Source organism: Pseudonocardia autotrophica (genome assembly GCF_003945385.1).
In the GTDB taxonomy this organism is placed as follows: domain Bacteria; phylum Actinomycetota; class Actinomycetes; order Mycobacteriales; family Pseudonocardiaceae; genus Pseudonocardia; species Pseudonocardia autotrophica.
The window spans coordinates 3,183,979-3,200,689 of sequence record NZ_AP018920.1 but is presented as its reverse complement, the minus strand read 5'-3'; the positions used below and the strand labels follow the sequence as shown (position 1 = coordinate 3,200,689).

General features: G+C 74.1%; 16 protein-coding genes. 11 read left to right on the top strand and 5 right to left on the bottom strand.

Annotated elements, in window-relative coordinates; genetic code table 11:
• Positions 1–2 precede the first annotated feature (2 nt).
• The gene (gene thrS, locus Pdca_RS15110) at positions 3–2,060 is read right to left on the bottom strand and encodes a threonine--tRNA ligase (RefSeq protein WP_085912091.1); all 2,058 of its coding nucleotides are present in this window, start codon (positions 2,058–2,060) and stop codon (positions 3–5) included.
• Between the two features lie 176 nt (positions 2,061–2,236).
• Between thrS and Pdca_RS15105 the strand changes: the two genes are divergently transcribed.
• From Pdca_RS15105 to Pdca_RS15090, 4 genes are all read left to right on the top strand, one after another.
• Positions 2,237–3,244 (top strand): LLM class flavin-dependent oxidoreductase, encoded by a 1,008-nt coding sequence (locus Pdca_RS15105; protein ID WP_232021582.1) that lies wholly within the window; start codon positions 2,237–2,239, stop codon positions 3,242–3,244.
• A 7-nt stretch (positions 3,245–3,251) separates the two neighbouring features.
• Positions 3,252–3,629 (top strand): nuclear transport factor 2 family protein, encoded by a 378-nt coding sequence (locus tag Pdca_RS15100; RefSeq protein WP_085912092.1) that lies wholly within the window; start codon positions 3,252–3,254, stop codon positions 3,627–3,629.
• 1,567 nt (positions 3,630–5,196) lie between these two features.
• Positions 5,197–7,767, top strand: coding sequence for a transglycosylase domain-containing protein (locus Pdca_RS15095; protein ID WP_232021685.1), 2,571 nt, complete (start codon positions 5,197–5,199; stop codon positions 7,765–7,767).
• A gap of 50 nt (positions 7,768–7,817) precedes the next feature.
• A complete protein-coding gene (locus tag Pdca_RS15090; protein WP_125911419.1) occupies positions 7,818–8,030 on the top strand; it encodes a hypothetical protein in 213 nt (70 codons plus the stop codon).
• 6 nt (positions 8,031–8,036) lie between these two features.
• Here the strand turns inward: Pdca_RS15090 and Pdca_RS15085 are convergent, their stop codons facing one another.
• Positions 8,037–8,936, bottom strand: a complete 900-nt coding sequence (locus Pdca_RS15085) for a LysR family transcriptional regulator ArgP (protein ID WP_085912094.1) — start codon at positions 8,934–8,936, stop codon at positions 8,037–8,039.
• A gap of 74 nt (positions 8,937–9,010) precedes the next feature.
• Here Pdca_RS15085 and Pdca_RS15080 point away from each other — a divergent pair, with 74 nt between their 5' ends.
• The 6 genes from Pdca_RS15080 to Pdca_RS15055 are packed head-to-tail and all read left to right on the top strand — an operon-like array spanning position 9,011 to position 12,246.
• Entirely contained in the window at positions 9,011–9,604 is a 594-nt protein-coding gene (locus Pdca_RS15080; protein WP_085912095.1) for a LysE/ArgO family amino acid transporter, read from the top strand.
• Between the two features lie 47 nt (positions 9,605–9,651).
• The gene (locus tag Pdca_RS15075) at positions 9,652–10,401 is read left to right on the top strand and encodes a MerR family transcriptional regulator (RefSeq protein ID WP_085912096.1); all 750 of its coding nucleotides are present in this window, start codon (positions 9,652–9,654) and stop codon (positions 10,399–10,401) included.
• A 25-nt stretch (positions 10,402–10,426) separates the two neighbouring features.
• Positions 10,427–11,266, top strand: coding sequence for a helix-turn-helix domain-containing protein (locus Pdca_RS15070; protein WP_158092110.1), 840 nt, complete (start codon positions 10,427–10,429; stop codon positions 11,264–11,266).
• Positions 11,263–11,643 (top strand): VOC family protein, encoded by a 381-nt coding sequence (locus Pdca_RS15065; protein ID WP_085912098.1) that lies wholly within the window; start codon positions 11,263–11,265, stop codon positions 11,641–11,643. Before Pdca_RS15070 ends, Pdca_RS15065 begins: the two co-directional genes overlap by 4 nt.
• Positions 11,640–12,017 carry an MmcQ/YjbR family DNA-binding protein gene (locus tag Pdca_RS15060; protein WP_085912099.1) on the top strand — a complete coding sequence of 126 codons (378 nt, stop codon included), beginning with the start codon at positions 11,640–11,642 and terminating at the stop codon, positions 12,015–12,017. Before Pdca_RS15065 ends, Pdca_RS15060 begins: the two co-directional genes overlap by 4 nt.
• 4 nt (positions 12,018–12,021) lie before the next feature.
• On the top strand, positions 12,022–12,246 hold the full coding sequence (locus Pdca_RS15055) for a hypothetical protein (protein WP_085912100.1): 225 nt from the start codon (positions 12,022–12,024) through the stop codon (positions 12,244–12,246).
• 175 nt (positions 12,247–12,421) lie between these two features.
• Here the strand turns inward: Pdca_RS15055 and Pdca_RS15050 are convergent, their stop codons facing one another.
• Genes Pdca_RS15050 through Pdca_RS15040 form a run of 3 tightly spaced genes read right to left on the bottom strand, consistent with a single transcriptional unit; the run spans position 12,422 to position 15,509 of the window.
• On the bottom strand, positions 12,422–13,348 hold the full coding sequence (locus Pdca_RS15050) for an ABC transporter permease (RefSeq protein WP_166665834.1): 927 nt from the start codon (positions 13,346–13,348) through the stop codon (positions 12,422–12,424).
• Positions 13,348–14,547, bottom strand: a complete 1,200-nt coding sequence (locus Pdca_RS15045; RefSeq protein ID WP_232021581.1) for a quaternary amine ABC transporter ATP-binding protein — start codon at positions 14,545–14,547, stop codon at positions 13,348–13,350. Before Pdca_RS15045 ends, Pdca_RS15050 begins: the two co-directional genes overlap by 1 nt.
• A gap of 5 nt (positions 14,548–14,552) precedes the next feature.
• The gene (locus tag Pdca_RS15040) at positions 14,553–15,509 is read right to left on the bottom strand and encodes a glycine betaine ABC transporter substrate-binding protein (RefSeq protein ID WP_085912103.1); all 957 of its coding nucleotides are present in this window, start codon (positions 15,507–15,509) and stop codon (positions 14,553–14,555) included.
• A 181-nt stretch (positions 15,510–15,690) separates the two neighbouring features.
• On the opposite strand from Pdca_RS15040, the gene Pdca_RS15035 reads away from it, so the two are divergent.
• Entirely contained in the window at positions 15,691–16,452 is a 762-nt protein-coding gene (locus Pdca_RS15035; RefSeq protein ID WP_085912104.1) for an alpha/beta fold hydrolase, read from the top strand.
• Positions 16,453–16,711 lie beyond the last annotated feature (259 nt).

The following is a 16,711-nucleotide window of genomic DNA, read 5'->3' as shown; positions in this document are numbered from 1 at the left end:
TCCTAGGCGTCGGGCCCGAAGCTCTCCGCGGTCGGCGAGACGTTGCTCCGGGACGCGACCCAGGCGTCGATCTGCGCGAGGGCGTCGTCGACCGGCACGCCGTTGCGCTGCGAGCCGTCGCGGAACCGGAAGCTGACCGCGCCGGACTCCACGTCACGCGCCCCGACCAGCAGCAGGAACGGCACCTTCTGCAGGGTGTGCGTGCGGATCTTCTTCTGCATCCGGTCGTCGCCGGCGTCGACGTCGATCCGGATGCCCTTGCGCCGCAGCCGGGCCGCGATGTCGCGGACGTAGTCCTCCTGGGCGTCGGTCACCGGGATGCCGACCACCTGCACCGGGGCCAGCCAGGCCGGGAACGCGCCGGCGTAGTGCTCGGTCAGCACACCGAAGAACCGCTCGATCGAGCCGAACAGCGCGCGGTGGATCATCACCGGGCGCTGCCGGGAGCCGTCCGAGGAGGTGTACTCCAGCTCGAAGCGGTCCGGCAGCATGAGGTCGACCTGGATGGTGGACATCTGCCAGTGCCGGCCGATCGCGTCGCGCGCCTGCACCGAGATCTTCGGTGCGTAGAACGCGGCGCCGCCCGGGTCGTCCCGCAGCTCCAGGCCGAAACCCTCGGCGGCCGTGCGCAACGCCTCGGTCGCCTCGGCCCACGACGCGTCGTCGCCGATGGACTTCTCCGGGTTGCGGGTGGAGAGCTCCAGGTAGAAGTCGTCGAGCCCGTAGTCGCGCAGCAGGTCGAGCACGAACTGGAGCAGGCTGCGGATCTCGTCCTGCATCTGCTCGCGGGTGCAGTAGATGTGCGCGTCGTCCTGGGTGAAGCCGCGGGCCCGGGTGAGGCCGTGCACGACGCCGGACTTCTCGTAGCGGTAGACGGTGCCGAACTCGAACAGCCGCAGCGGCAGCTCGCGGTAGGACCGTCCGCGCGAGGCGAAGATCAGGTTGTGCATCGGGCAGTTCATCGGCTTGAGGTAGTAGTCGACGGCCGGCCGCTTCAGGTCGCCCTCGGCGGTGTACTCCGCGTCGAGCTGCATGGGCGGGTACATGCCGTCGGCGTACCACTCCAGGTGCCCGGACTTCTCGAACAGCGCGCCCTTGGTGGCGTGCGGGGTGTAGACGAACTCGTACCCGGCCTCGGCATGCCGCTCGCGGGAGAGGTCCTCCAGCTCCTTGCGGACGACGCCGCCCTTGGGGTGGAAGACCGGCAGGCCGGACCCGATCTCGTCGGGGAAGCTGAACAGGTCCAGCTCGCTGCCCAGCCGGCGGTGGTCGCGGCGCTCGGCCTCGGCGATCCGCTCGAGGTAGGCGTCGAGCGCGTCCTGCGACTCCCACGCGGTGCCGTAGATCCGCTGCAGCTGGGCGTTGTTCTGGTCGCCGCGCCAGTACGCGGCGGCGCTGCGGGTCAGGGTGAACGCCGGGATGACCTTCGTGGTCGGCAGGTGCGGCCCGCGGCACAGGTCGGACCACACGGTGTCGCCGGTGTGCGCGTGCACGTTGTCGTAGATCGTCAGCTCGCCGGAGGAGTCGACCTCCATGACCTCGCCGTCGTCGTCGGCGCCGCCCTTGAGGTCGACCAGCTCCAGCTTGTACGGCTCACCGGCCAGCTCGGCACGGGCCTCGTCGCGGTCGGCGAACCGGCGCCGGCTGAACCGCTGCCCGGCCTTGACGATCTTCTTCATCGCCGACTCGATCTTCTTCAGATCCTCGGGGGTGAAGGGTTCTTCGACGTCGAAGTCGTAGTAGAAGCCGTCGGTGATCGGCGGGCCGATGCCGAGCTTCGCCTTCGGGAACAGCTGCTGGACGGCCTGCGCGAGTACGTGCGCCGCCGAGTGCCGGATGACGCTGCGCCCGTCGTCGGTGTTCGCGCCGACCGCGACGACGTCGGTGTCGGCGTCCGGCGCCCAGGCGAGGTCGCGCAGGTTCCCGTCGGCGTCCCGGACGACGATGATCGCCTCGGGACCGCTGGTCGGCAGGCCCCCCTCCCGGACACGCGCGCCGGCAGTCGTCCCGGCCGGCACCCGGATCGGGGCGGACGCGGGCGGGGCGGGCGGTGCGGACACGGTGCGGCCTCCAGGGCTGTCACGGGGTGGATGTGCTCCACGGGGAGCGTCGTCGATGCTAGTAGGAGCCCGCGAGCCGGTTTCGGGCGCCGCACCCGATCCGGCCGCTTCGGAGATCGGTTCCCGGTTCCGCCGCCGCGGGGAAGAGCGGCGGCAGGCCCCGTGTTGCACCTCGCGTGGTCCCTCTCTCCGTGCTCGACCTGGTCCCCGTCGCCGACGGCTCGTCGGCCTCCGACGCGCTGGCCCACAGCACCCGGCTCGTGCAGCGGGCCGAGGAGCTCGGCTTCACCCGCTACTGGGTCGCCGAGCACCACGCCATGCCGGGGATCGCGAGCTCGTCGCCGCCGGTGCTGATCGCGCACCTCGCCGGGGCGACCGAGCGGATCCGGGTCGGCTCCGGCGGTGTGATGCTGCCGAACCACCGGCCACTCGTGGTCGCCGAGCAGTTCGGGACCCTCGAGGCGCTGCACCCGGACCGGATCGACCTCGGCATCGGACGCGCGCCGGGCACCGACCCGCGCACCGCGGCCGCCCTGCGCGGGATCGCCGCGGCCCGGCTGCACGCGCCCGACGACTTCCCGGACCAGCTGGTGGAGCTCGCGTCCTACTTCCGCGGTGACGCCGACGTGCACGCCGTCCCGGCCACCGGGAACGCACCGGCGCTGTGGCTGCTGGGCTCCTCGGACTACTCGGCGAAGGTCGCCGGGATGCTGGGGCTGCCGTTCGCGTTCGCCCATCACTTCAGCAGCCGGAACACGCTGCCGGCGCTGGAGGTCTACCGGGACCGGTTCCGGCCGTCGGCGACGCTCGCCGAGCCGTACTCGATGATCGCGGCGAGCGTGTTCTGCGCCGACACCGACGAGGCGGCACGCGAGCTCGCGCTGCCGGCCGCGCTGCAGTTCCTGCACCTGCGGCTGGGCAACCCGCGCACGGTGCCCGGGCCCGCGGAGGTCGCGGCGTTCGACTGGACCGACCAGGCGCGGGCGTTCGTCGCGCAGCGGCAGTCCGAGCAGATCATCGGTTCGCCGGAGACGGTCCGTGCCGGCGTCGAGGAGCTGGTGGCACGCACCGGGGTGGACGAGCTCATGGTGACGACGTCGACCTACCGCGGCGAGGACCGGCTGCGGTCCTACGAGCTGCTGGCGGGGGCCGTGGGCACCGCATCGTCCTCCGCTGCGGCATGATCGGCGGATGAGCAGCAGTACGGCGGACCGCTTCCGCGCCGCGATCGAGGCCGGGGATCCGGACGCGGCCGTGGCGCTCTGCACCGACGACGTGGTGTTCCGCTCCCCCGTCGTGCACCGTGCCCATCGCGGACGCGAGCCGCTCCGCGCGATCCTGGGCGCGGTGCTGACGGTGTTCGCCGAGTTCCGCTATGTCGCCGAGTTCGCCGGTGACGGCGGCCACGTCCTGGAGTTCACCGCGCTGGTCGGTGATCGCGAGGTCCAGGGCATCGACCTGCTCCGGATCGACGCCGACGGACGGATCCGCGAACTGACCGTGATGGTCCGCCCGCTCTCGGCCGCCGAGGCGCTCCGGGACCGGATGGCAGCGCTGCTCGGCGGTTGAACGGCACGCCCGGCGGCAGCACCGGGACGCCGATGCCCGGCCGGCTGTCGTTCGGCGCGGACGATCCGCCGCACGGCCGGTCCCCGGGCGACGGCCGGACCGTCCGGCTCCCGGCGTGCGGCGCGTCGTCGCACGCAGATGGCCACTGCTCGACGCGGCGATCGCCGAGGCCGTGTCCGCCGACCGGCGGAGGCAGGATGGGACGAGCGGCGGATGCTCCCCGGCCGGAATGGTCACGCACCGACGCATGACCCCGATGACGTGCCGACATTCGAGTGATGTCGATCAGTTCGGCACAACGCAACGCTCCGGTAACTCGTTGTCCGGGCGAGCGCGCAGCTCCGGTGCCCGACCGCACGGCGGGCTCCCGCCGACGACCGGACCGTGAGAGGAGAGGCGGTTGACCGCAGGCCCGCCCCCGCCCCCGCGGTCCCGGCGATCCACCGACCTGGCCGATCCGTACGGTTCCGACCAGTCGTCCCGGGGTGTCCGCACGGCCGAACGTGCCGGTGGCCGCCACGGCAGCGACGAGATCGCCCGCCCGGACTCCGGGCGGCCGCCGCGGCACGGTGAACCGGCCACGCGGGGCCGGCACGACTCCGGCGCACACGCCCGGCCCGAGCACGACTCCGGCGGTGTGCCCCGGCACGGCCGCCCGGCCCGCGACGCGGCACGCGCCGACGACAGCGAGCGTTCCTTCCGTGACGCCGGGCGCACTGCCGACGGGCTCGGCCGGAGCGCGCGGCAGGAGCCCGGTGCGGCACCGCGCCGGGGCGGCACACGACGGCGGCCGGGCACCCCGCCTGCGGCAGCCGATGCGCCGGGGCGGCAGCCGGGAGCGGGACCGGCCGACGGGCGGCCGGACTCGGCCCCGTCGGCAGGTGGGCCGCGGCAGCCGGGCGCCACACCGGTCAACGGTGGCCCGGACCCCGCCCCGCAGGCGGGCAGGCCGCAGCAGCCGGGCGCCGTCGCCGACGGGCGGAACGCCCCGGGAACCGAGAGCCCGACCCGGGTCGGCCTGCGCGTCCGCGGTGGCACCGTGCCCCGCGAGCCGGGCGCCGGTGCGCCGCCGGCCGGACCGGGCCGGTCCCCCGCCCCCGGCGGGCCCTCCGCCGGTGGGCGCCGCCCGGGTGCCCCGGAGACCGCGCCGGAAGCCGGCGACCGCGGCCCCGCCACGGCAGCAGCCCGACCGGCCGGGTACACCCCTGGCGCAGTCCGTCCGGCGGAGCAGGCGCCCGCCGCGGCCCGGCAGCCGGGGCCACCACCCACCGCCGCCCAGCCGACAGGGCCCGCGCCCACAACCGCCCGACCGGCAGGACCGCCGTCCGGACCCGCCCGACCGGCAGGGCCGGCGCCCACCGCCGCCGCACCGGCGGGACCGCCACCCGCGAGCGCCCCCGCGGGACCGGCACCCGCGGCCGCGCGGCCGGTGCCCCCGCGCGCCGTGCCGACCGGGCAGGCGCCCGCAGTGGCGGCTCCGGCCCCGCCGGCACGACCGGCGACACCGCCGCCCCCGCCCGCGGGCCCGACGACGCGCACCCCCGCCGCCCCGGCCTCGCAGGCGGACGTGACGGCCACCCGGCCGCGCGCTGCCGCCGCACCGGATCCGGCCGGCCCGCTCACGGCGGAGCCCGGCCGCACCCCCGACGACGCCCGCCCCGGCACCCCACAGACCGCGCCCGCGGCACCGGATCCGGCCGGGACCGTCGCGGCCACGCCGGGCGTCCCGATGGCGCCGGACCTCGGTGCGTCCCCCCGGGGTGGCCGCCGCCGTCGCCGTCCCGAGCCCGCCGGGGCGCCGCAGGCCGACGACGAGACCCGGGTCGCCGCAGCCGCCGCCGGTGGATCCGACCAGGGGCCCGACGGTGAATCCGGAGAGGGACCCGACGACGGGACGACCGTGCTCGCCGCGCCACGGCGCCGGCGCCGCCGGGCCGAGCCGCAGGGACCGCTGGACCGGGCGGTCGCCTTCGTCGGGCCCGGGATCGACACCGTGCGCCGCCGGCTCGGGATCCTCGACGCCGACGCCAAGGCCGCGCTCAGCCCGCAGGAGCGGACGGCGCGCCGCCGCAAGCAGGTCCGCTACTCGCTGGCCGGCGGGGCCGCGTCGATCGTGCTGCTGCCCCTGCTGCTGCTCGGGCTCGGCTGGCTGCTCTTCCCGATCCCGAGCCCGGACGACGCCGTCAACAACCAGATCGCCACCGTCGCCTACACCGACGGCGAGCAGCTCGCCCGGCTGGTGCCCGAGCAGGGCAACCGGATCAAGGTGTCGATGGACGCGATCCCGGTGCACGTCCGCGAAGCCGTGCTCGCGGCCGAGGACCGGACCTTCTACTCCAATCCCGGCTTCGACATCACCGGGATCCTGCGCGCGGTCGTCAACCAGCTCACCGGCGGCGGCGGTGGTGGCTCCACCATCACCCAGCAGTACGTCAAGAACACCCTGGTCGGCAACGACGCGACCTACTGGCGCAAGTACAAGGAACTGATCATCTCGCTGAAGGTCTCCGGGCAGAAGTCGAAGGACGAGATCCTCAACGACTATCTGAACGCGATCTACTACGGGCGGGGCGCGTACGGCATCGAGTCCGCCAGCCTCGCCTACTACGGCAAGCCCGCCGCCGAGCTGACCACCAGCGAGGGTGCGCTGCTGGCCGGGATCATCCAGTCGCCGTCCAACTGGGATCCGGCGACCACCCCGGACCGGGCCCGGCAGCGCTGGAGCTTCGTCCTGGACGGGATGGCCCAGCAGGGCTGGATCTCCCGGGAGGACCGGGAGGCCGCGCAGTTCCCGGAGACGATCCCGCCGGAGAACACGTCGCGGTCCTCGTCGCTGACCGACGAGCGCGGGCACATCCTCAACGCCGTCCGCTCCGAGCTGGGCTCCCTGGGCATCTCCGAGCAGGCGTTCGCGCAGGGCGGCCTGCAGGTCACCACGACCGTCGATCCGCAGCGCCAGGAGCAGCTCACCGAGTCGGTGCGCGCGAAGATGGAGGGCCAGCCCGAGGAGCTGCGCACCGGCGCCGTCGCGATCGATCCACGGACCGGCGGGATCGTCGCCTACTACGGCGGGGACAACGGCACCGGCCTCGACTACGCGCGCGTCCTGAAGCAGCCGGGCTCCACGTTCAAGCCGTTCGCCGTGCTCGCCGGCCTCCTGCAGGATCCGCCGGTCGGCCTGGGCACCGAGTTCGACGGCTCCGAGCGGCCGGGACTGCGCAACGCGGAGGGGGCGAACTGCCCCACCTGCGACCTCAAACAGGCGATGACGATCTCCAACAACGTCGTCTTCACCAAGCTCGCTGCCGAGGTCGGGCCGCAGAAGGTCGCCGACGCCGCCCGGCTCGCCGGGATCACCGCCTCGCTGGACAACCCGGACGCGCGGCTCCCGCTGGGCAACAAGGAGGTGACCCCGGTCCAGCTCGCATCGGCGTACGCGACGATCGCCGCCGGCGGGGTCTGGCACGCGCCGCACCTCGTCTCGAAGGTCGTCGACTCGGAGGGCCGCGTGCTCTACGAGTACTCCCCCGGCGAGGGCGAGCAGCGGTTCTCCGAGCAGGTGGCCCGCAACGTCACCGAGACGATGCTGAACGTCCTGCCCAACGACGGGCTGGAGCTGCCCGCCGGGCAGGAGGCGGCCGGCAAGACCGGCACCGTCCAGTCCCGCTTCGAGGGCCAGAACAACGACGCCTGGTTCGCCGGGTTCACCCCCGAGCTGGCCACCGCGGTGTGGGTCGGCACCGACCGCAACGACCCGATCCGCGACGCGGCCGGCACCCCGATCAGCGGCAAGGACCTGCCGGGCGACATGTGGTCGGAGTTCATGTCCAGCGCGGTCCGTACCGGCACGGTCGTCGACTTCCCGACGTTCCGGGCACTCGGGCGACCGCCGTCGACGCTCGCCGCGAACGAACCGACCGAGACCCCCGAGCCGACCCCGGTGAGCAGCGCGCCGCCGTCCCCGCCGCCGCAGCCCGAGGAGCAGCTCCCCCCGCCGCCGGACGAACTGCCGGAGGCACCCCCGGAGCAGGAGCAGCCGGCCGTCACACCGGAGCCGGGCGCGGAGCCGCTGCTCGGCCGGTCCGATCCCCCGGCCGATGACGACTCGGCCGCCTCCGTGGAGCCCACCGTCGGCTGAGGTCCGGCGGAACCTGCCCGCGGCGGCGTCACCGGGCTACCGTGGAGAACGTGACCGGAGCGCGTCATTACGAGGTGGTGGCCTGGCGGGCGGACCGCAGGCTGACCCTCTACGTGCCCGGCATCGAGGCGTCCACCACGGTCGACGACCCGCGCACCGCCGAGGACGCGGTCCGTGACCTGATCGCCGACCTGACCGGCACCGACCGCGGCGACATCACCTGCGACATCCGGCTGGGCCGGCCGTGGCGGTCCGGGATCTGAGCCCGGTCAGCGCTGCGGCGGCGGGACCAGGATCCCGGCCGCGACCTCCCGCACGGCTGCCGTGAGCGCGTCCAGCACGGTCGTGTTCAGCTTCCAGTGCTGCCAGTACAGCGGCACGTCGAGGTACCGCTCGGCGTCGAGCAGCACGATCCGGCCGCGGTCGGCGGACGCGCGGGCCGGGACGTCGGTGAACATCCCCCAGCCGAGCCCCGCCCGGACCGCGTCGTGGTAGCCGTCCGCGGCGGGCACCCGGTGGGCCGGGCCGGTGCACGGCCGGTGCGTCAGCTGCGCGGCGAAGCGGGTCTGCAGCCGGTCCTTCGTCCCGAAGTCGACCCGCGGTGCGCGGGTGAACGCCTCGGCCGGGTCGCGGCCGGCGAACCAGCGGTCGTACACCGGGCGGGCGGCGACCGGCCGGTAGCGGGTCGCCCCGATCGGCTGCACCGCGCAGCCCTGGACCGCCGCGGCCGACGTCGTCACCGCCCCGACCACGGCTCCCTCCCGCAGCAGCGCCGCGGTGTGCTCCTCGTCGTCGATGTGCAGGTCCAGGCGCACCCCGTGGCGCTGCGCGAGCGGCACGACGGCGCGCAGGAACCAGTGGGTGACCGAGTCCGCGTTCACCGCGATCGGCAGGTGCACGGTCCCGGCCGGATCCTGCTCGCCGAGATCGCGCGCCACCTCCCCCTCCAGCAGCGCGATCTGCCGGGCCAGCCGGAGCAGGGTCCGGCCGGCCTCGGTCGCGGCGCACGGCCGGGAGCGGCGGACCAGGATCTGCCGGGACTGCCGCTCCAGGGCCTTGATCCGCTGGGACACCGCGGACGGGGTGATCGCCAGCCGCTCGGCGGCCGCCTCGAAGCTGCCCTCCTCGACGACGGCGCTCAGGGTGGCCAGCCGATCCCGGTCGTACATGAAGCAATTCTAAGCTTCATGACCGAACATGAACCGATGCGTTGATCCGCTGGTCCCCGGCCTAGCGTCGGGATGTGAGCGTGCTGGTGGGGTTCGGGACCGGGTTGTCGCTGATCGCGGCGATCGGAGCGCAGAACGCGTTCGTGCTGCGGCAGGGGCTGCGCCGTGAGCACGTGCCCGCCGTGGTGGCGTTCTGTGTGCTGGCCGATCTGGTGCTCGTGACCGCGGCCGTCGCCGGGGTGGGGCTGGTGCTCGCGGGGGTCCCCGGGCTGGCCGAGGCGGTCCGCTGGGGCGGCGTGGCCTACCTGGCCGGCTACGGGTTGCTGGCGCTGCGCCGGGCGCTGTGGCCGGGCACCCTGATCGCCGACCGGCAGGGCAGCGCCCGGCCGCTGGTCCCGGTGCTGGGCACGGCCGCCGCGCTGACCTTCCTCAACCCGCACATGCTGCTCGACCTGCTGGTGCTCGGCTCGCTGGCGGCCGCGCACGGCGACGGCCGCTGGGCGTTCGCCGCCGGTGTCGTCGCGGCCAGCCTGCTCTGGTTCGCCGGTCTCGGTTTCGGCGCGACCCGGCTCGCCGGGCTGTTCGCGCGTCCGTCGGCCTGGCGGGTGCTCGACGGCGTCGTGGCCGTGGTCGTGCTCGGCCTCGCGACCGGTCTCGCACTCGTCTGAGAAGAAGGGTTGCGGTTGACGTCGCGTCAACTTCTAACGTAGTTGGCGTGACGGAGACACAGAGCTGGACGACCGACGAGGTCGTCCGTCTGGCCGGGGTCAGTTCGCGCACGTTGCGCCACTACGACCAGGTGGGTCTGCTCCGCCCGGCCGATACCGGTCCTGGCGGGCGGCGGATCTACCGGCGAGCGGAGCTGCTGCGGCTGCAGCACGTGCTCGTGCTGCGCGAGCTGGGCCTCGGGCTCCCGGACATCGCCGCGGTGCTCGACGGCGCGTCGGAGACGGCCGCCCTGCGGGCGCACCACGCGCGGCTGCGCAGCGAGATCGCGCGCCTGCGCCGGCTCGCCCGCACCGTCGCACGATCCATCGAAGAACGAGAGGGAGGGGACGCGATGTCCACCGAGGAGATGTTCGCGGCGTTCCGGAACGATCCGTACGCCGCAGAGGCCCGCGAGCGCTGGGGCCCCGAGGCTGTCGCCGTTCAGGAGGAGATCGTGACCTGGGACCGGGACGTGACCACCGAGGTCGGGTCCGAGATGGCCGCCGTGCACCGCAGGCTCGCCGCGCTGATGGCGGCCGGGGAGCCGGTCGACGCACCGCAGGTGCAGCAGGCCGTGGCCGCACACCACGCCTGGGTGAGCCGGTTCTGGACGCCGGGCCGCGAGGCCTACACCGGCCTCGGCCGGCTCTACGTCGACGACGCCCGGTTCACCGCGACGATCGACGGCTATGCCGAGGGTCTGAGCGTGTACCTGCGGGACGCCATCGCGATCCACGCGCAGCAGCTGCCGGAGTAGTCCCGGCACTGGCACGATGCCCGTCATGACCGGGGAGTTCCGGCCGGCACCACCGCCGGCCGTGCTGCGCCCCTTCGTGCTGCGCTATCTCGGCTACCGGGAGGAGTCCGCGACGCCGGTGCTCCGGCGGCAGGCGCCGGCCGCCGGCGTCGCGCTCGTGTTCGGGTTCCATTCGCTGGAGCTGTCCGGCCCGGCCGTCGGCAGCACGACGACGGCCGCGTTCGTCGGCGGTCTCAGCGACACCTGGGTGCTGACCCGGTTCACCGGCCCGCAGGCCGGGATCCAGGTGGACCTCACCCCGGTCGGGCTCTACACGCTGCTCGGCGGCCGCGCGCTGCCGAGCGGCGCGGTGCCCGCACTGGACGAGCTGGCCGATCCGGTGCTGGCCGCGCTGCCCGAGCGGCTCGCCGCCGCACCGGAGTGGCCGGCCCGCTTCGCGCTGGTCAGCGAGGTGCTGGCCGGTCGATTGCTGGACGTGCGGGCCCGCCGACCGGCGCCGGAGGTGGTGCACGCATGGCGCCGGCTCGAGGTCACCGGCGGCCGGGTGCCGGTCTCGGTGCTCGCCGCCGAGACCGGCTGGAGCCGCAGGCACCTGCAGGCCCGGTTCTCCACCCAGATCGGGCTGGGCCCGCGCACCGCGGGCCGGGTGCTGCGCTTCTCGCGGGCGTCCGGGCTGGTCGCCGGCAGCCGGGTCGCGCTGGCCGAGATCGCCGCGACCTGCGGCTACGTCGACCAGGCGCATCTGAGCCGGGAGTTCCGCGCGCTCGCCGGCATCTCCCCCGGCGGGTTCCGCACCGAGTGGGCGGCGGCGTTCCCGTTCGTACAAGACGAGGCAGCGTCCGGCGAGCAGGATCAGCCGGCATGAGCATCCACACCACCCTGCGCTACGACGATCCGCGTGCCGCGATCGACTTCCTGACCGCCGCGCTCGGGTTCCGTCAGCTGGGCACGCACACCGGCGACGGCGGCGTGATCGCGCACGCAGAGCTGGCCTGGGACGACGGCGACGACACCGCCGTGCTGGCCCTCGGCGCCCGACGCGCCGGTGACCGCTTCGACACCGGCCGCGCCGTCCTGTACCTGACCTGTGACGACCCGGACGCCCTGCACGCCAGGGCGGTCGCGGCCGGCGCCCAGGTGGTGATGGAACCGGTCGACCAGGACTACGGGTCACGCGAGTTCGCGGTGGCCGATCCGGAGGGCAACGTCTTCTCCGCGGGTACGTACCGGATGACCGGATGACGGCCCGGCACCCCGATCCCACCGATCCGCTGCCCTGGTTGCGGGAGATCTGCCTGTCGCTGCCCGAGGTCACCGAGAAGATCAGCCACGGCTCACCGTCGTGGTTCGTGAAGCGGATGTTCGTCAGCTACGCCGAGCACCATCACGGGCACCCGCACATCGCGTTCTGGTGCGCGGCACCGCCGGGGGTCCAGGAGGAGCTGGTCGCCGAGGACCCGGACCGGTTCTTCCGGCCGGCCTACGTCGGGCACCGGGGCTGGCTCGGTGTGGTGCTCGACGGGACCGGCGAGCAGGCCGCCGACCGGGACGAGATCACCGAGATCGTCACTGACGCCTACCGGCAGGTGGCGCCGAGACGTCTCACCGGGGCCTGAGCACGTGCACCCGCGCTACGAGTGGGAGCCGGAGGCGCACCGCCGCCGTCCGGTCTGGACCTACCCGGACCGCGAGGACCCGCGCCACGCGCTCTCGGCGCGCCACGACGCGCTCCGCCGGGAGATCACCGCCGAGCTGACGCATCTCGTCCACGCCGATCCCGCCCGCTCGGAGCACCGCGACGGGCGCGGCCACCGGGCCACCGGGCCCGCGCCGGATCAGGGCTAGCGCCCGGGCCGGTCGCTCCGCTCGGTGGTGGGCGCCGAGCAGCTCCTGGGTCGCCTCGTAGGCGACGGCGGCGTCGCTGCTCCATTCGCGCGGCGGCACGTTCGTGACGACCTGTGCCGCGCGGGCCGGTCGGCCGGTTCCGGTCATGTCGAACTCCCGTCCCACCGGTTCCGCGTCAGGCGCCTGCCCCCGCTCCGGCGACACCGATCTTCGTCGCGGGGTGCGGCGCCCCGGTGGCGGCCCGGCCACGGCGGGCGCGCAGCGTCGCCAGCAGACCGCGACCGGGGCGTTCGGCCAGAGCGGCGGTGAACCGGTCGAGGTAGATCGCCACGATCACCACGGCGAGGCCGCCTTCGACACCGGCGGCGATGTCCAGCTGGGTCACCGCGCTGACCACGACCGTCCCCAGGCCGTCGGCCCCGGCGAGCCCGGCGACGACCACCATCGACAGCGCCAGCATGATCACCTGGTTGATCCCGGCCATGATCGAGGGCAGCGCCATCGGGAGCTGCACCTCGCGCAGGATCTGCCGCGGGTGCGCACCGAAGGCGTGCGTGGCCTCGACGACCTCCGGATCGACGCCGCGGATCCCCAGCTCGGTGAGCCGGACCGCGGGCGGGATCGAGAAGATCGTCGTCGCCACCACCCCGGGCACCACGCCGATGCCGAAGAAGAACACCGCCGGGATCAGGTAGACGAACACCGGCGTCGTCTGCATCAGGTCCAGCAGCGGGCGCAGCGCGGCCCCGACCGCGCGGCTGCGGGCGGCCCAGATGCCCAGCGGCACCCCGACCGCGGTCGCGATCAGCGCGGCGACCAGCACCACGCCGAGCGTCTCCATGGTCTCCTGCCACAGGTCGAACGCATCGATCAGCGCGAACCCGAGCAGCGTGAACACGGCCAGGCCCCAGCCGCGCACCAGCAGCGCGCCGAGGGTCAGCAGCACCAGCCAGACCCACCACGGCGGCCCGGCGAACACCGTCGTCAGTGCCTCGACGACGACCGTGACGACCGCGCTGATCCCGTCCAGCAGCGCCGGGATCGCCGACAGCAGCCAGAGCACGAACGTCTCGACGTAGCTGCCGAGCTCGATCCTGGGCATCAGTGGCTCCCGTTCCGGTCGGGCTGAGTGGACAGCGCGGCCAGCACCGCACCGCGCGGGACGACGCCGCGCAGCCGGCCGTCCTCCACGACCGCGAGCGGTACCGGATTGCGGCCGACGTCCTGGAGCAGGTCGATCAGCGGCCGATCGGGCTCGGTCGTGCGGTACTCCTCGACCAGCGCGGACTCGTCGATCGAGCCGGCGCCGCGGCCGGCGGCGTGCCCCAGCCGGTCGTCCCGGATCACGCCGAGGATCCGGTCGTCGTCGTCGACCACATAGGCCCCGGTCGCCTCGGCCTGCCCGAGCCGGACGAGCACGTCGGCCGGGCGCTCGGTGAGCCGCACCGTGATCCGCGGCTCCCGGATGACGTCGGCGGCGGTCAGCACCCGGCTGCGGTCGACGTCGGAGACGAACTCGGCGACGTAGTCGTCGGCCGGGGACTCCAGGATCTGCGGCCCGGTCCCGAGCTGGACCAGCCGGCCGTCCTTGAGCAGCAGGATCCGGTCGCCGAGCAGCATCGCCTCGTTGAGGTCGTGGGTGATGAACACGATCGTCTTGCGCAGCTCACGCTGCAGCCGGACCAGCAGCTGCTGCATGTCCCGGCGGATCAGCGGGTCCAGCGCGGAGTACGGCTCGTCCATCAGCAGTACGTCGGTGTCGGCGGCCAGCGCCCGCGCCAGGCCGACCCGCTGCTGCATGCCCCCGGACAGCTGGCCCGGGTAGGCCTCGGCGCGCTCGGCCAGGCCGACCTGCTCCAGGGCCCATTCGGCCTTCTCCCGGCGCTGCGCGGCGTCGGTCCCGCGGATCTGCAGTCCGTACTCGGCGTTCTGCCGGACGGTGCGGTGCGGCAGCAGCGCGAAGTGCTGGAACACCATGGCGATCCGGTTGTTGCGCAGGGTCCGCAGGTCGGCGTCGCCGAGCGAGCCGAGATCGCGGCCCTCGATCCCGATCGTCCCCGACGTCGGCTCGATCAGCCGGTTCAGCAGCCGGACCAGCGTCGACTTCCCGGAACCGGACAGACCCATGATCACGAACAGTTCGCCGGCCGCGATGTCGAACGAGACGTCGTGCACGGCCAGGGTGGCGCCGGTGCGCTGCTGGATCTCGCTGCGGCCCACCCCCTCGCCGGCCAACGTGACGGCGTCGTCGATCTCCTTCGCCGAGCCGAACACCTTCGTCAGGTTCCGGACCTCGATCATCGTGCTCACGGTGTACCCACCCATTCCCGGACCCGGTCGGGGTTGGTGGCCACGTAGTCGCGGGCCACCGTCTCGACGTCCTCGTTGTCGACGTCCACCCGTTGCAGCATCTGTTCGACATCGGCCAGTGGCAGCTCGAAGCGCCCGAGCAGCTCCGCGAACCGCGGGGCGGTCGTGGTCAGGTCGCCGGCGGCGGCGGTCCACGCCGAGTAGGCCGGCATCGCGCAGGCCCCGTCGCCGGTGGTGAAACAGTCGTCGCGGGCCGGGTTCGGCTCCTCCAGCCTGGTCAGCTCGATCTCCTCGAAGATGTAGTGCGGCCGGTAGAGGTAGACCAGGATCGGCGTCCCGCGCTCCTGTGACCGGCGCAGCTCGGCGATCTGCGCGGCCTCGCTGGAGGTGATCTGCTCCAGGTCCAGGCCGTAGCCGGCGAGCCGCTTGGCGTTCTGTTCGGTGGTGAGGAAGCTCGGGTCGGAGTCGACCAGCCGGTTGTCCAGCGCGGCCGCGTAGTCGTTGAGCTGGGTGACGCTGCGCAGCCCCTCGAGTGGCTGCCCGGGGCCGAGCATCGCGGTGGGGACGTACCAGCCCTGGTCGGCGCCGTCGTAGGTCGGGTGTACCAGCTCGATCCGGGGTTCGGCCTTCGCGGCGAGCTCGGACTGGTTGGGCATCGCGACCTCGGTGAGCACGTCGACGTCACCGCGCTGGGCACCCGCCCACGCGGTCGCGGGCCCGACCTGGATGGTCTTGAGCTCCCCCACCCCGAGCTCCGGATGCCCGGCGGCGACATCGGCCAGGATCGCGTTGGTCAGCTTCGCCGCGCTCCACGGGAACTGGGCGAGCCGCACCGTCTGCCCGTCGGTGGCGCCGGCACAGCCGGTGGCGGTCACGAGCACCGCGACCAGCGCGACGGCCAGCCGCGCGACCCGTCCGGACGGTCGAGTGGGGTGCTGCCGGGCGACGGACACCGGCGGAACCTTTCAGCACCACACAGTCACCCGCAACCCGACGCACCCCGACGAGCGAGGGCCCTCCGGCCACCTCCGCCGTGATCCGCACGGGTTCGTCGCGTTCGCACGGGATCGGATCCCGTGCGAACGCGACGAACCCGTGCGGACGGCGGTGGCGCAGCACCTAGCATGATCGACCGTGCCCGCGACGACCCTGCTGGAACTCGACGGCCTCCGCCACGAGTTCGACGACGTGCCCGGTTCCCCGGACCTCGCGCCCCTGCTGTTCCTGCACGAGGGCCTCGGCTCGGTCGGTCTGTGGCGCGGGTTCCACCGGCGGATCGCCGAGCAGAGCGGCCGGCGCGCCGTCGCCTACTCGCGGCTCGGGCACGGCCGTTCGGATCGCCCGCTCGCCCCACGGACGACGTCGTTCATGGCGGCGGAGGCGACCGGCGTCGTCCCGGCACTGTGCTCCGCGCTCGGGTTGCACCGCCCGATCCCGGTCGGGCACTCCGACGGCGGGACGATCGCGCTGCTGGCCGCCGCCCGGCTCGACGTGTCCGGGGTGGTCGTCCTCGCCCCGCACGTGCTGGTCGAGGACTTCGCGCTCACCGAGATCCGGGCCGCGCGGACCGCGTTCGAGGACGGCGACCTGCGCGACCGGATGGCCCGCCATCACGACGACCCGGACGCCGCCTTCCGCGGCTGGAACGACATGTGGCTGGCCGAGGAGTTCCGCGCCTGGGACGTCCGCGACGAGCTGTCCGCGATCACCGCGCCGGTGCTCGGGATCCAGGGCGACGACGACCCGTACGGCAGCATCGTGCACGTCCGCAGCGTCGCGGAGCGGGCCGCCGGCCCGGTCACCGTCGCCGAGCTGCCCTGCGGGCACTCGCCACATCTGGAGCTTCCGGACGAGGCCGCCGCCGCGATCACCGGATTCCTCGCCGACCTGCCGTGACCGGCTGGCGCGCGCCGCAGGGCGGTGATCCAGCCGCGCCGCGGGCCGGTGATCCAGCAGCGCCGCGGGCCAGTGACCCAGCGGCGCCCCGGGCCGGTGATCCAGCGGCGCCCCGGGCCGATCCGCGCCGAACCGGACGAGACCCGGCGCCCCGGAAGATCGGCGGGGAGGTGGACCCGGCGGCGCCCTTCAACGCGCGCTGAGCCGGCGACCGCGCACCACCCCGGGCGTGCGCGACGACCGGGGCGGCGCGCGGATC

What these genes read in the sequence shown, in the direction of transcription:
- Pdca_RS15100 (WP_085912092.1), top strand. Translation starts at nt 3,252, where the DNA reads ATGAGCAGCAGTACGGCGGACCGCTTCCGCGCCGCGATCGAGGCCGGG.
- Pdca_RS15085 (WP_085912094.1), bottom strand. Translation starts at nt 8,936, where the DNA reads ATGTACGACCGGGATCGGCTGGCCACCCTGAGCGCCGTCGTCGAGGAG.
- Pdca_RS15070 (WP_158092110.1), top strand. Translation starts at nt 10,427, where the DNA reads ATGACCGGGGAGTTCCGGCCGGCACCACCGCCGGCCGTGCTGCGCCCC.
- Pdca_RS15065 (WP_085912098.1), top strand. Translation starts at nt 11,263, where the DNA reads ATGAGCATCCACACCACCCTGCGCTACGACGATCCGCGTGCCGCGATC.
- Pdca_RS15060 (WP_085912099.1), top strand. Translation starts at nt 11,640, where the DNA reads ATGACGGCCCGGCACCCCGATCCCACCGATCCGCTGCCCTGGTTGCGG.
- Pdca_RS15050 (WP_166665834.1), bottom strand. Translation starts at nt 13,348, where the DNA reads ATGCCCAGGATCGAGCTCGGCAGCTACGTCGAGACGTTCGTGCTCTGG.
- Pdca_RS15045 (WP_232021581.1), bottom strand. Translation starts at nt 14,547, where the DNA reads ATGATCGAGGTCCGGAACCTGACGAAGGTGTTCGGCTCGGCGAAGGAG.